General features: G+C 66.2%; 10 protein-coding genes. 8 read left to right on the top strand and 2 right to left on the bottom strand.

Annotation, left to right across the window (positions count from 1 at the left end; translation table 11 throughout):
• Positions 1–103 precede the first annotated feature (103 nt).
• Both VT03_RS24740 and VT03_RS24735 read right to left on the bottom strand, forming a co-directional pair.
• Complete coding sequence (locus VT03_RS24740; protein ID WP_082846512.1) at positions 104–2,074, bottom strand: hypothetical protein; 1,971 nt, start codon at positions 2,072–2,074, stop codon at positions 104–106.
• On the bottom strand, positions 2,074–4,278 hold the full coding sequence (locus tag VT03_RS24735) for an HlyD family efflux transporter periplasmic adaptor subunit (RefSeq protein WP_075095477.1): 2,205 nt from the start codon (positions 4,276–4,278) through the stop codon (positions 2,074–2,076). Before VT03_RS24735 ends, VT03_RS24740 begins: the two co-directional genes overlap by 1 nt.
• Positions 4,279–4,442: 164 nt before the next feature.
• On the opposite strand from VT03_RS24735, the gene VT03_RS24730 reads away from it, so the two are divergent.
• The 8 genes from VT03_RS24730 to VT03_RS33780 all read left to right on the top strand — a co-directional run bounded on the left by VT03_RS24730 (position 4,443) and on the right by VT03_RS33780 (position 13,488).
• Entirely contained in the window at positions 4,443–6,152 is a 1,710-nt protein-coding gene (locus VT03_RS24730) for an FAD-dependent oxidoreductase (protein WP_075095476.1), read from the top strand.
• Positions 6,153–6,267: 115 nt separating this feature from the next.
• The gene (locus VT03_RS24725; RefSeq protein ID WP_075095475.1) at positions 6,268–7,008 is read left to right on the top strand and encodes a class I SAM-dependent methyltransferase; all 741 of its coding nucleotides are present in this window, start codon (positions 6,268–6,270) and stop codon (positions 7,006–7,008) included.
• 491 nt (positions 7,009–7,499) lie between these two features.
• Positions 7,500–8,285, top strand: a complete 786-nt coding sequence (locus VT03_RS24720) for an HpcH/HpaI aldolase family protein (RefSeq protein ID WP_075095474.1) — start codon at positions 7,500–7,502, stop codon at positions 8,283–8,285.
• Positions 8,286–8,315: 30 nt separating this feature from the next.
• Positions 8,316–9,449 carry a hypothetical protein gene (locus VT03_RS24715; RefSeq protein WP_075095473.1) on the top strand — a complete coding sequence of 378 codons (1,134 nt, stop codon included), beginning with the start codon at positions 8,316–8,318 and terminating at the stop codon, positions 9,447–9,449.
• 238 nt (positions 9,450–9,687) lie between these two features.
• Positions 9,688–10,107, top strand: a complete 420-nt coding sequence (locus tag VT03_RS24710; RefSeq protein WP_231870509.1) for an FHA domain-containing protein — start codon at positions 9,688–9,690, stop codon at positions 10,105–10,107.
• A 173-nt stretch (positions 10,108–10,280) separates the two neighbouring features.
• Entirely contained in the window at positions 10,281–11,201 is a 921-nt protein-coding gene (gene fhcD / locus VT03_RS24705; protein ID WP_075095471.1) for a formylmethanofuran--tetrahydromethanopterin N-formyltransferase, read from the top strand.
• A 608-nt stretch (positions 11,202–11,809) separates the two neighbouring features.
• Positions 11,810–12,937 (top strand): aminotransferase class V-fold PLP-dependent enzyme, encoded by a 1,128-nt coding sequence (locus VT03_RS24700; protein ID WP_075097279.1) that lies wholly within the window; start codon positions 11,810–11,812, stop codon positions 12,935–12,937.
• Positions 12,938–13,344: 407 nt separating this feature from the next.
• The gene (locus VT03_RS33780) at positions 13,345–13,488 is read left to right on the top strand and encodes a hypothetical protein (protein WP_156514737.1); all 144 of its coding nucleotides are present in this window, start codon (positions 13,345–13,347) and stop codon (positions 13,486–13,488) included.
• Positions 13,489–13,511 lie beyond the last annotated feature (23 nt).

Raw genomic sequence — 13,511 nt, 5'->3', positions numbered from 1 at the left:
GGACACTCACTCCTTCAGAGAGACTCTCGACGGCCAGGCCTCCGGCGGGCAAAGGGGCGTTGCCCCTCTGCACTCCCCACCAGGGTGCCCCTGGACCCGGTTCTTAGAAGATCGTGTCCGTCAACAAGTCCACATGCGGATCGAGACCCAACGAATCAAACATCCGCGACTGACGCGTCTCCTGCTGCAGCATCCGCCCACGATCACTCTCGCCACGCTGCTCCAACAGAATCTGAGCCTCATAAAACGGCTTCACCCACCGCCCCGGCAACTCCATCCGCCGCCGACGACGCCCCGACTCCATCAACCGCCGATGCCGCTCCGGCCCCAGCGCCCGAAGCAGATCGTCTTCCAGCGATACAAAGAACTGAAACGACCCCGGATCCCCCTGCCGCGCACTGCGTCCCACCAGCTGCCGATCCACCCGGGCCGAACTGTTCAGCTCAATCGCCAAAACATGCAGCCCGCCGGCCGTCCGGACCGACTCATGCAGCTTGATGTCCGTCCCCCGCCCCGCCATGTTCGTCGCCACGGTCACCATCCCGGGCTCACCCGCCGCCTCCACGATCCGGGCCTCCTGCTCATGATGCCGGGCATGCAGAACCTGCGCGGTAATTCCCGCATCCGCCAGCCGCTTCGCACACAGCTCGGATGAGTGAACGGACGAAGTCCCCACCAGCACCGACCGCCCCGCCGCCACCAGCCGGCCAATCTCTTCGGTCACCGCCGCCAGCTTGGCCTCCAGCGTCGAGAACACCCGCGTCGACGCCTCCTGCCGCCGGCAACGCCGATGCGGCGGAATGACCTGCACCGCCACGCGATACACATCACGCAACTCCTCAGCCACGTCGGTCGCAGTCCCGGTCATCCCGCACAGGTGGCCGTACTTCTTCATATAGCTCTGCAGCGTGATCCGGGCTGCCGTCCCCATCGGATCGCTGAACGCCACCCCCGCCTGAACCTCAATCGCCTGCTGCAGCCCGTCCTGCCACTTCCGGCCGGGAAGCACGCGCCCCGTCCCCTCGTCGACGATCTCGACCTTCCCATCAAGAACAATGTAATCCCGCTCCCCGCGATAACACTCGCGGGCGACCAGCGACCGCTCGACCTGGGCGAACAACCGATCCGTCGGAAACCGGCCGATCTGCGGCGGCCGTCCCGTCAGGAGCACGGACCGGCACCCCGCCTGCGTCAGCTTGGCCGAGCGTTTCTCCCGGTCCAGCCGATAGTGGCGGTCAGCGATGAGTTTCGCGGAGGTCGCATCGCACCAGCGGAAGAGCACCTGTTCATCCGGCGGGCACGGCTGCGGACAGGAGATGATGAGCGGCGTACTCGCCTGATCGATGAGGATGCTGTCTGCTTCGTCCACGAGAGCAAAGTGATGCCCCCGCTGGAGCAGCCCCGGACAGGGAGCCCCTTCGCGTCGCCCGGCTGCCGTTCCGAAGGCCTTCGTCAGGGTCATGGTGTCGATCAGGAAGTCGAAGCCGAACTGCTTCTCTGTCCCATATGTGACGTCCTGCTGGTAAGCCCGGGCTCGCTCCTCCTGCGGCTTGGCGTGGAGGATGTAGCCCACAGTCAGGCCGAACTCTTCGAGGACCGGCAGCGCAAACTCCGCATCCCGCTTGGCGAGATACTCGTTGGAAGTCATGACATGCGCCCCCCGCCCGTCGAGCGCCCCGAGGACGATCGGCATGAGAGCGGTGAGCGTCTTCCCTTCGCCGGTCTGCATTTCGGCGATGTTGCCGCGGGCCATCACCAGCGCCCCGCGAATCTGGACCGGATGGTGCGCCATCCCGAGCTTGCGGCGGGAGATCTCCCGGACGAGCCCATAGACCGGAACGACGAGCCGGCGGACATCCTCCCCTTCCTGTACCGCGGCCCGGAGGGCCAGGGCCCGGGACCGGACCTCCTGATCGGAGCAGCTCTGCCACCGTGTCGATTCGCGGAAGATCTGGCCAATCTCCAGCTGGAGCGCCACGTCGCGAACGAGGCGGGGCAGCGGCCACGCATGGACGCGTCCCAGAAGTGCCGGTCCGGTAATCGAAGGCCCCGTGATCGAAGGTCCGGTGACCATCAGGACGCCCCTCCGGCGGGGAAGGTGCGATAGAACGCGCGGTACAACCACTCGCCGATCGTGTTGGCCGGATTGTCGAGCTGACACGTCCCCCGCATCCCGACGAGCAGCGGCAGAGCCTCACCCTCCAGCCGGACGACGACGCGATAGAGCCGGCGGTCGGGAACTTCGTCGTCCTCCGCAGACTGGGTCGTGATCTGCCCGCCGCTCTTCTTCGACAGGGCGGCCGGCACGGTGCTCTCATCGGCGGCAGCGATCGACTCCACGGTCCCGTGGATCGTCCGGCCGGGAAACGCCTCCAAGCGCAGATCGACGGTCCCGTCAGCGGCGATCGTCCCCAGCTGCTCCTGATCGACCCACGCGACCGCCTGCCAGCCCCGTTCCGGGACGATGCTGCACAGGTGTGTCCGACGCAGGACATGCGACTCCAGCCGCTGCGAATTCAAAGCACCGACCCGCAGGCCGGGGACCGAAGCATCCTGACCGCCCGAGGTGTCGGCTTCCGGCGGCGCGGTCAGGATCCGGCCGCTGACAGGAGCCCGGACGCTCAGACGCTGCCGATCCGTCCGGGCATGTTCGAGTTGGTACAACACCGTCCGCAGCCCTTCGCGGGCCAGGGCATTGAGGTCGGGATCGGAAATCGCCCGGGCCAGTTCGGAATCGGTCTCGAGCGTCCGGATCTTTCCTTCGAGCTCGATGACCCGATGGTCGAACTCGGTGTTCACCAGTTCGGCAATCGGCTGTCCCGCCTCGACCCGCTCCCCTTCCCGAACGAGGAGCGACTGCAGTCGGCCAGGGGACTCGGAATAAACGTGCTGAACGCCGCGGGCTTCGACAATCAGCGGAGCGGTGACGTGAAACGGCATCGGACACGAGAGAACGAACCACCCCAATCCGCCGACGACGCTTCCGACCGCCAGCAGCCGGATCGGCGCCGACCGCCGCAGGTCCTGGGTCTGGACCGCCTTCCACCCGCTGTTCAGGAAGAGTCCCGCCGCCGCCACCACGCTGGCAAGGGCGTAGCCCCAGGCCAGGACCTGCAGGCCGTACGGTTCCAGCACGCTGTAGAGGAACAGGCCGACCCCCAGGACCATCGACCAGCGGTAGCCCGCCGAGCCGAGTCCGTAGGCGACGTAGCCGATCCGGGAACGGGGAGTCATGAGCGGGTTGTCGGGCATTTCGGCTCCCAGCAAGGTCCACCACAAAGCATCCTGCATCGCCTGTTGCGACCGGGACTGCAGGTTCGGCACGCCAAACAGGTCCTGCAGCAGGTAGTAACCGTCGTACCGCAACAGCGGATTCGCGTTGAAGAGCAGCGTCGAGACCGATCCGACGACGACGATCTGCAGACAGAGCGAGTGAAACAGCCCCGGCACCGAGAACCACCACAGCCACAGGGCGACCGAGGCAATCAGCAGCTCGACATACATCCCCGCCGCCGAAACCACCATCCGGTGTCCGCGGCGGGAAAGCATCCAGGAATCGGACACGTCGCAATACAGGCACGGGCTGAAGACGAGGAACGCCGCACCGATCGTCTGCGATTCCCCTCCGAACCGCCGGCAGGCCACGCCGTGCCCGAATTCGTGAAGAATTTTGAGGCCGCCGACCACGCACCACAGCGTCATCAGGTTCTGGCCGGTCAGCGTCTCGTCGAGCGACGGCAGCTGCCGCTGAAATTCTTCGAAGTGACTCAGCAGAAACAACCCGGTCCACAGGCCGAACAGGGCCGCCAGCCCGAAGGCCCACGGCGTGAACAGCCACCCAAAACAGTCGGTCAGAAGCACCAGAAAGGTCCGGGCGTTCCATCCGGGGAGCCGGATGAAGAGCAGACTCGTCAGCCGGCGTTTCCACCGCTGGACCCGCTCCTTCTTCTGCTGGTCCACGACGGCAGCCGCCGTTCCCGGCCGGGAGCTCCAGACGAGCCCTTTGTCGTGCAAATCGAACAGAATTCCCCGAATCTGGCCGACATCGAACCGCCGGTACTCCGGATCGGAGTGGAGGACCGCCACCACGTCGTCCAGCGAGCGGGTCCCGTCGAGGAGTTTCAGGACGCGGTGCTGCACCGGAAGCAGCCGCAGGTAGGTCAATCCCAGCGGATCCTTGACCACGTAGTGCCGGCGGCCGCGAACGTCGATCTCCTGGACCTGCAGGTCCGCCCGGCAGACCAGCGGCAGCGCGCGTTGGGAAGAAGGAGGGAGCACGTCCTGTGATCCGGTTGGGAAGGGCGCGGAACCGCCCCCGCTCCCCCCGTTCCATTGGCGAAACGAGAAGTGCGGCATATACCTCACCCTGCACATCGGGGTAAACACCAAAACCAGGCGGCGCCATGAGGGGGCCGCGGGCAAAATCTCCGGCCGGCGCCACCATGACGGACACTCGACGCAAGCATCGGATTCTCATTCTCGGCGGCGGTTTCGCTGGCGTGCACGCGGCGAAGGACCTGGAGTCCCTCATGACGCGGGACGAGCGGGACGACATCGAGGTGACGCTCGTCACCAACGAAAACTACATGGTTTTCCAGCCGCTGCTCCCCGAGGTCATCTCGGGGACCATCGAGACCCTGCACTGCATCACCCCCATCCGCCGCCTCGCCCGCCGGACGCAAATCTACACCCGCCCGATCGAAGCGATCGACCTCGTCAACAAGACGGTCCAGCTCGGCGGCGAGTTCCAGCCCAAGCTCCTGACGCTCCATTACGACCAGCTCGTCATCGGCCTGGGGACCCGGCTCAACTACAAGCTGGTCCCGGGGATGCGGGAGCACGCCACGCCGTTCAAGTACCTGGGGGACGCCCTCCGGCTGCGGAACGAGACGGTCGGGATGCTGGAAGAGGCGGACATCGAGACCGATCCGGTCGAGAAGAAAAAGCTCCTGACGTTCGTGGTCGCCGGGGGGGGCTTCTCGGGGGTCGAGTGTCTCGCCGAGCTCAACGACTTCCTCCAGACCGCCGTGAAGGCGTATCAGCACATCAACTACTCCGAGATCCGCTGCATTCTTCTGCAGAGCGCCGACCGGATCCTCCCCGAGCTGGACCCGCGGCTCGCCAGCTACGCTCACAAGATCCTTGAAAAGCGCGGCATCGAGATCCGGCTCAACACCCGTCTCAAGGCGGTCTCGGCCGACTCCGTTCTCGTCCAGGCCAAGGGGAGCAAGGAGCAGGAGCAGATCGCGACCCGGACCGTCGTCACGACCGTCCCCGCCGCTCCCTCCCCGTTGATCGAGACCCTCCCCTGCCCGTGCGACGCCGGCCGGATCAAGGTCAACGAGTTCCTGGAAGTCCCCGAGTACCCGGGCGTCTGGGCCCTTGGCGACTGCGCGGCGGTCCCGCAGAAGGACGGCATCATCTCGCCGCCGACCGCCCAGCACGCCATTCGCCAGGCCCGGACCTGCGCCACGAACATCCTGGCGACGATCCGTCATACGAAGAAGAAGCCGTTCCTCTTCACCGGTCTCGGAAAGCTCGCCTCGCTGGGGCGGGGCTCCGCCGTCGCCGAGGTGTTCGGCATCCGGCTGTGGGGAATTCCGGCGTGGATGTTCTGGCGGGCGGTGTACCTCTCCAAGATCCCGGGCTTCGACCGCAAGGTTCGGATCGCTCTCGACTGGCTGCTGGACTTCATCCTCCCGCGGGACATCACCCAGGTCCGGATCTTCCGTCCGGACAACGTCGTCTCGCAGCACTTCCATGCCGGTGAGACGGTCTTTGACGCCGGGGACTTCGGCGACAAGCTCTATGCCATCGCGGACGGCGAGGTTGAGGTCGTGAAGAACGACAACGTCGTCGCCACGCTCTCCGCGGGGGATGTCTTCGGGGAGGTCGCCCTCGTGTCGGACCAGCCCCGGAACGCCCGGATCCGGGCCAAGACCGACGTGAACGTCATCACGGTCTCGCGGCAGGCGTTCAAGCGGCTCGTCGCGCATCTTCCCGGGGTGCGTCCCGCGATCCACGAGATCATGCAGGCGCACGGCTTCACGCTTCCGCTGCACGACTCGGCCGAGATGCCGACCAACGGGCCGGCCGCAGGGGCTGGAGCGGTGGCACCGGCGGCGGCGGGCGCAGCGGTGAAAGAGGGATAGGCCGACTTTGACGGGCGGGATCCGGACGGGATTGCGGGCATTGGCCGGGAGCGGCTGGTCGGGGGAGCTAGGGTTGTCGGGTCACCCCGCTCCCCCGTTTCAGTGGATAGTCCCGATGTCGATCCCGACTCCGGATCCGCATGCTCCGCCTCCCAACGTCCTCTGCCGCCAGTTCCTCGTGGATGGACTGCGGCCCGGGTCGCAGATTCTCGACATCGGTTGCGGCCATGGCGAGCTCATGACCGACCTCCGCCAGCGGGGGCATCGCGTCCAGGGGGTCGAGATCGATAAGCGGCTCGTCGCGGAATGCTGCGAGGCCGGGCTGTCGGTCCGACATGGCCGGGCTGAGGAGTTGCCGTTCGGCGATGCCGAGTTCGACGCGATCGTTTCGAGCGTGGTGATTCCGTACACGGACCAGCAGAACATTTTCGCGGAGTGGTCGCGCGTTCTCCGGCCGGGGGGCGTGATCAACATCACCTGCCACGGCGTGGGGTATGGGTTGCACTACGCGCTCACGGAGCCGGGCCGGCGGGTTTATGGATGCCGGATGCTCGTCAATACGGCGGTTTACTCGGTGACCGGCCGTCGGCTTCCCGGTTTCTGGGGAGACACGCTTTGTCAGACGCATCGGCAGATCGCGCGTTATGCCGAGAAGGCGGGGCTGACGCTGGGTGAGACGTTTGTTGTGGACCGGTTCCTGGGTTGTTCGCGGTTTGTCGGGTTCCGGTTGGCGAAGCCGGCCGTGGTTCCGTCCGTGGACTCGATTCTGACGGCGACGCTGGAGCAGATCGCAAGGTTTGAAGGAACGATCTATGTCGAGCCGGAGCAGCTTGAGCACGCCACATCGAATCGATAAGTAGCCAGCGTCCAGGATACGGGTCCGTTGTGGCGTAACAGCGGACTCATAAAACCGGGTCCAGGGGCACCCTGGTGGGGAGTGCAGAGGGGCAACGCCCCTTTGCCCGCCGGAGGCCTGACCGTCGAGAGATGCCTGAAGGTGTGAGTGTCCAAGCGCGGACAACGTGCCGGATGCCCGCTCACCAACCCGCGGGGATTGCAGAGCGACCAGTGAGTCCTCGACGCCGGTCCCACAAAGGGGACGTCTGTTGTGTCCCACGGTTCCGCGACGAAAATGCCTCCGGCGGCAAGGGGGCGTGGCCCCCTTGACCCCAGCCTGCCGTCGCGCGTTGGGTTTGAGCTATCGGCGCTGCGCCGGCATGGACGTGGTTCGGGACACCGGGATCGGCCTGAACCCGGTGGGATGGAGAATCGACGGCGTCGCAATCTAAACTTGCGGACGCTCGCTCCCCCCCACGCCCCACCGTCCCCCGCCCCCCGCCCCAAGCCATGACATCCCTCAAGTCCCGCCTCCAACGCGGCGAACGCGTCAACGTCTTTGCCATCGGCCGCATCTTCCACCCCAACATCATCGAGATGTACGGGATCCACGGCGGCTTCCAGGGCTTCTGGATCGACGAAGAACACACCGGTCTCGGTATGAAGGACATCGAGCTCGCCACCATGGCCGGCCGAGCCGCGGGCCTCGACAGCTTCGTCCGCCTCGCACCCACCGACTACGCCAAAGTCATGCGGATGTTCGAAGCGGGCGCCGGCGGCGTCATGGCCGCCCAGATCAACTCCCCCGCCGAAGCCGAACGCATCGTCCAATGGGTCAAGTTCGCCCCCCGCGGTCGCCGCGGCGTCAACGTCGGCGGCTATGACGGCCGGTACAACACCCTCGGCCTCGCTGAGTTCTGCGAGAAGTCGAACCGCGAAACCTTCGTCGCCATCCAGATCGAAACCGCCCAGGCAGTCCAGACCTGCGACGAAATCGCCGCCATCGACGGCGTCGACCTCCTCTTCATCGGCCCCTCCGACCTCAGCCAGGAACTCGGCGTCCCCGGCCAGTTCATGCACGAGCGCTGCCTCGAAGCGATCGACCGCGTTGCCGCCGCCTGCCGCCGCCACGGCAAGACCTGGGGCGCGGTCACGACGACTCCCGAACACGCCGCGATGCTCGTCGAGAAGGGCTGCCTCATGCTCTCCCCGACGAACGACGTCCGCTCCATGAACGCCGGCATCCAGTCGGTGAAGCAGACCTTCGGCCGGTTCTTCACCGACAAGACCTCCTGACCGGAGCGCTCCGCGGCGACGGGCGCCGACATGAAACTCTTCTACGGCAACTTCGACTTCGAAGCGGGCCTCACCGGCCAGCCCGCCTCCACTCCCGCAGTCCGACGGATCCAGGCGGAGCTGGCCACCGCCTGGATCGCCGTCGCGGACGAAGGGGACGCCATCTGGTGTCCCGAGCCGATCCCGCCCGACTTCTGGGACGGCCTCGTCGCACAAGGCCTCCCGCGAGTCATCGCGATCGGCCCCGGCGCCACGGTGCCGCGCGATGCCGAGTTCGTTCCGTGGGGATGGAACTCCGACGCCGTCGCATGGGCCCGCCGACACGGCCTCACCCCCACGCCTCCACCCCTCGACATCGTCCGCGCCGCCAACAGCCGGCAGTTCTCGTTCGCGATGGAGCAGGAGACCGGGACCGCCCTCGCCGGCTCAGCCGAGTGCCGCACATGGGAGGACCTCGCCGCGTGCACTCGTGAGCTCGGGGACGCGCGGTGGGTCATCAAGGCCCAGTACAGTCACGCCGCGCGGGAGCGTCTTCTCGGCCGTGGCTCGCCGAACGAGACCGCGGAGCAATGGGCCCGCAAGCGGATCGCCCGGGACGGCGCGGTCTATCTCGAACCATGGGTGGAACGGATCGCCGAGGTCGGCGTGCAGTGGGACCTCCGGGCCGGAAACGCCCCGCAGCTCGTCGGCGTCACGCCCCTGCTCTGCCATCCGGACGGCCGATATCTCGGCAGCCTGTTCCGCTCCGCTAAGACCGAGCGGTGGTGGGACGAGGCGGTCCACGACACTCGACCGGTAGCGGAGCGGCTGACTCGGGACGGCTACTTCGGCCCGCTCGGCATCGACTCCATGCTGTACCGCGACGGGGCGGCGAAACGGGTCCGGCCGATCCAGGACATCAACGCCCGCTGGACCATGGGCCGGCTCAGCCTCGGCTGGCGCCGGCTACCCCACCAGGACGCCGACGGACTCTGGCTGCATGGCGAAATCCCGCAAGACCTTGTGAACGCGGCCATCCGCATCCTTGCTGTCACCCCGCCGAAAATCGGAGAACGCCCCACAAACTACTGTACAACAGTCCTCTTTCCCCAGGGTTTCCACGGAGAAACGGGATTCGGGCCGGGATTCCATTGCGGGACGTTTCCAATTCGCCACGATGATTAAATAGTGCCACGCTCTCAGACGGTGTCCCTGTCGAAGATTGTGGAAAGCCCGCCGGCGGCGTCCCCCGTCCCTGCGGCAAACTCCTCAGACTGGATGCGGTGGAGTGAGCTCTCAACCGGTGGAACCCATTGACAGCGTTCCAACATCGGTGAGAATTTGAGAAGTACGCCTTGATGCCTCGCTAACGGTTCTCCGCATGATCGCGAAACTCATTCCGGCTGACGGAGGACCTCCCCTGGTGATCAAGCGCGAAGTGTCGCTGATCGGTCGCAAGAGCGGCCTGTGCGACATCGTGTTGGATCACTCCAGCATCTCGAAGCTGCACTGCGTTCTTGCCCGGACAGACGGCCTTCTGTTCATTCGCGATCTCGGCAGCACGAACGGCACCAAGGTGAATGGCCAGCGTGTGACGCGGGCCGCCCTGCTCCCAGGCGACGAAGTCTCGTTTGCCTCCGTCCGCTTCCAGGTGTTCCTCGGCCCCGGCCAGACAAGCTCCATCCACGAAGAGCACACGGAAGTCCTGAACCTCCCGCACGAGGTCGTGAAGCTCAACTTCGATGATGATGTCCTTGAGGACGAGGACTCCTTCGCTCCGCCTCGCAAGGCCGCCCCGCAGGAGCAGGAGTATCCCGAAGACTCCCGCGAGTACGCGGTCTGATCTCTTTGACCGCGCACGCTGCCTTTCGTTCCCGTCCGCCGCACAGCGCGTCTTCTGCTTCTCGATTCTCTTCCCGCTTGCGCGCCTTCTGCCGCCTCCCGCTTCCCTTTCGTCGATCCGCCGCCAGCGACTAGCCTGAGCGTCCGACTTCACCAGCGCACAGGCCAGGGGACATGGACACCGCGGCGGCTCCGACATCGCACTTCGTCAACGGCGTCGAGATCGTCGACACCTTCGCCGAAGCGTTCCCCATCAAGGCCGCGCGGCTCGTCATCACCGCCGCCACCGCCCGCTGGGCCCGCACCGCCGCCACCGTCCTCTGCGGCAACGCCACGAGCGTCATCGCCTGCGACGTCGAAGCGGCAATCGAACGCGAGATCCCGGCGGACGACACGCCCGACGGACGTCCCGGCGTTTCGGTGCTGGCGTTCGGGTTCAGCACCGACGGACTCGGGAAGGCGCTCCAGTCCCGCGTCGGCCAGTGCGTCCTCACCTGCCCGACGACCGCCTGCTTCAACGGAATCTTCGACTGTCCGAAGGAGAAGCGGATCCGGATCGGCGGCGCGATCCGGTACTTCGGCGACGGCTTCCAGAAGTCGAAGAAGCTCGGCGACCGGCGATACTGGCGGATCCCGGTCATGGACGGAGAGTTTCTCTGCGAGGACTGGTTCGGCACCCAGACCGGCATCGCGGGGGGGAACCTCCTCTTCTGCGGCCGCAGCGCCGCCGTGACACTCCAGGCCACCGAGGCGGCGGTCGACGCGATCCGCGCGCTCACGGACGTCGCCCTCCCCTTCCCCGGCGGCATCGTCCGGTCGGGGAGCAAGGTCGGCTCGCGGTATCCGAAGCTCAAGGCGAGCACCAATGACGCCTACTGCCCGACGCTGCGGGGGACGACGGCGTCCGAACTGCCGCCGGAGTGCCAGGCGGTCTACGAGATCGTCATCGACGGCCTGAGCTTCGCGGCCGTGCAGGCGGCAATGAAGGCCGGGCTGCATGCGGCCGCCACTCAGCCGGGCCTGCTACGAATCACCGCGGGCAACTATGGCGGCAAGCTTGGCAAGCACCACTTCGCGCTGAAGGACCTGCTGTAACGGCGAATGTCCGCTTCGCGGGAAGGGACGTGCTCGGCTGTCGTCCCGGACTTGTGGGCTGGTTGTTAAACACCAAGACACCAAGGGGGCACCAAGAGCACAAAGGGGTGTTCTCGCGTATCGATGCCGTTGAAGGTTCGGAACGAATGGTTTGTCCCGGTGGCTCGAACACTCTTCTCGCCGGCGCGACTTTCATTGCTCAGACCCAACGTGCGACGGCAGCCTGGGGTCAAGGGGGCCACGCCCCCTTGCCGCCGGAGGCATTTTCGTCGCGGAACCGTGGGACACAACGGATGTCCCCTTTGTGGTACCCGCTATGAGGACTCCCTCAATTCACACCGCTTACATTGCAATCCCCGCGGGTTGGTGAGGGGGCATACGGCACGTTGTCCGTGTTTGGACACAGCGCGTTTCAGATATCTCTCGACGGCCAGGCCTCCGGCGGGCAAAGGGCCAAGAAAACGACACAGGCCCCTCTGCACTCCCCACCAGGGTGCCCCTGGACCCGGTGAAGACATCGTTGAATGCCGGCCCTCCCGCTGCGCTCCGTTCTTGTCGCGGCCCCCGGCGGTCGTCATCTTCAGCAATCCCTCCTGGAGTTCCCCGCCATGCTGACCGCCGAATCCCGCCTCCGCGACTTCCCGCCTCTCCGCGAGATGGCCTACTTCAACACAGCCGCCGAAGGGGTCTCGCCCCTCGCCGTCCGCGACGCCTTCCTCGAATACTTCGAACACAAACAGCGCGGCATGGACGGCCGCGTCCCCCACTTCGCCGCCCTCGACGAAACCAAGGCCCTCGTCGCCCGCTTCTACGGACTCACCACCGACGAAGTCGCCATCTGCTCCTGCTCCTCCGAAGCCTACAACCTCGCCGCCATGGCCCTCCGGCTCCGCGAAGGGGACGAAGTCGTCGTCAACGATCTCGACTTCCCCGCCGGCGTCACCCCCTGGCTCCAGAAGGAATCCCCCGCCACCGTCAAGGTCTGGCGGTCCCGCGGCGGAGCCCTGCGGACCGAAGACCTGATCCCTCTGCTCTCGCCGAAGACGCGGCTCGTCACGACCTCCCTCGTCAGCTTCTACAACGGCTACCGCCTCCCGCTCGCCCCCGTCCGCGACGCCGTCCGCCGCCACTCCTCCGCCCTCTTCTCCGTCGACGTCACTCAGGCCCTCGGACGCATCCCGCTCGAACTCGACGACGTCGACCTGATCGTCAGCTCGACCCACAAGTGGATCCTCGCCTCGCACGGGGGCGGTCTCGTCGGCGTCCGCTCGCAGCGGGCGGCCGAACTGACGGCCCCCGCCGGCGGCTGGTACCACCTCCAGGACGCCTTCGGCGCCAACCGCTTCGACGAAGCGATCAGCCGCCCGGGCGCACCGAGCTTCGCGGTCGGGATGCCGAACTTCCCGGCGATTTACGCCATCCGCGCCGGCCTGCGGTACATCGAGTCCGCCGGCGTCGACGCCATCGACGCCCACGCCCGCCCGCTCACCGAAGGGCTTCTTCACGAGATCAAGAAGTTTCCGGTCGAGCTGCTGACGCCGACCGATGTCCCGCCGGCGGGGATCATCGCCTTCCGGCATCCGAAGGCGGACGAGATCCATCGGCAGCTGCTGGCGGAGCAGATCCACGTCATGAGCCACGCCGGCCGTCTGCGGATCGCGGTCCACGGCTACAACACCCCGGCCGATGTTGACCGCCTGCTCCGCACCCTGACCACCGCTCTCCGGTCGGTGTGACTCGCTCACCCGCGTCTCGCGGTTCGCTCAGCCGCGAGATTCTTTGTGCGCGGCACCATTACGGGCGAAACTTTTCCCGCGCGAAGCGTTTCCATAGACAGCCGGCTGTCGGGCAGGCGGCTGGGAGATCGCGTCGAGCGGGACGCTCTCCGTCCAGCAGTCCATTCCGCCCGGCTTCCGTTTGTTAATTCGGCGTCCAGTCAACTTACCGAAAATACGCGGTACTGTTATGGTCTGGATCCCCAAGGTGTGGAGGTTCAATGAGAGGGCATGTTCCTGCGGCAGAGTTGCTCCTGCTCGCAATCCTCTATTTCGGTACGGTTTGCGGTAGTGCCGGCCTTTCCCTGTTCACTTCAGTCGCCGTGGACGGCGCGGATTGGGCTCGCGCCAGATTCTCCATTCAGGAGTTGAAGCCGCTCGCCATCTCCGCCCGGGAAGCGCAGTTCCGCATCCTGACCTGCACCCACCCGACGAACTTCGCCTACGAGACCACTGAAGTCCGGCACGACAACGAGCCCGACTTCAGCATGTCGGATTCGAAGAACCACTGATCGGGCCGCGGTCTCTCTCTTGA

This window comes from Planctomyces sp. SH-PL14 (assembly GCF_001610835.1).
In the GTDB taxonomy this organism is placed as follows: Bacteria; Planctomycetota; Planctomycetia; order Planctomycetales; family Planctomycetaceae; genus Planctomyces_A.
The sequence above is the reverse complement of the archived record's forward strand: the minus strand, read 5'-3'. Positions and strand labels throughout refer to the sequence as shown.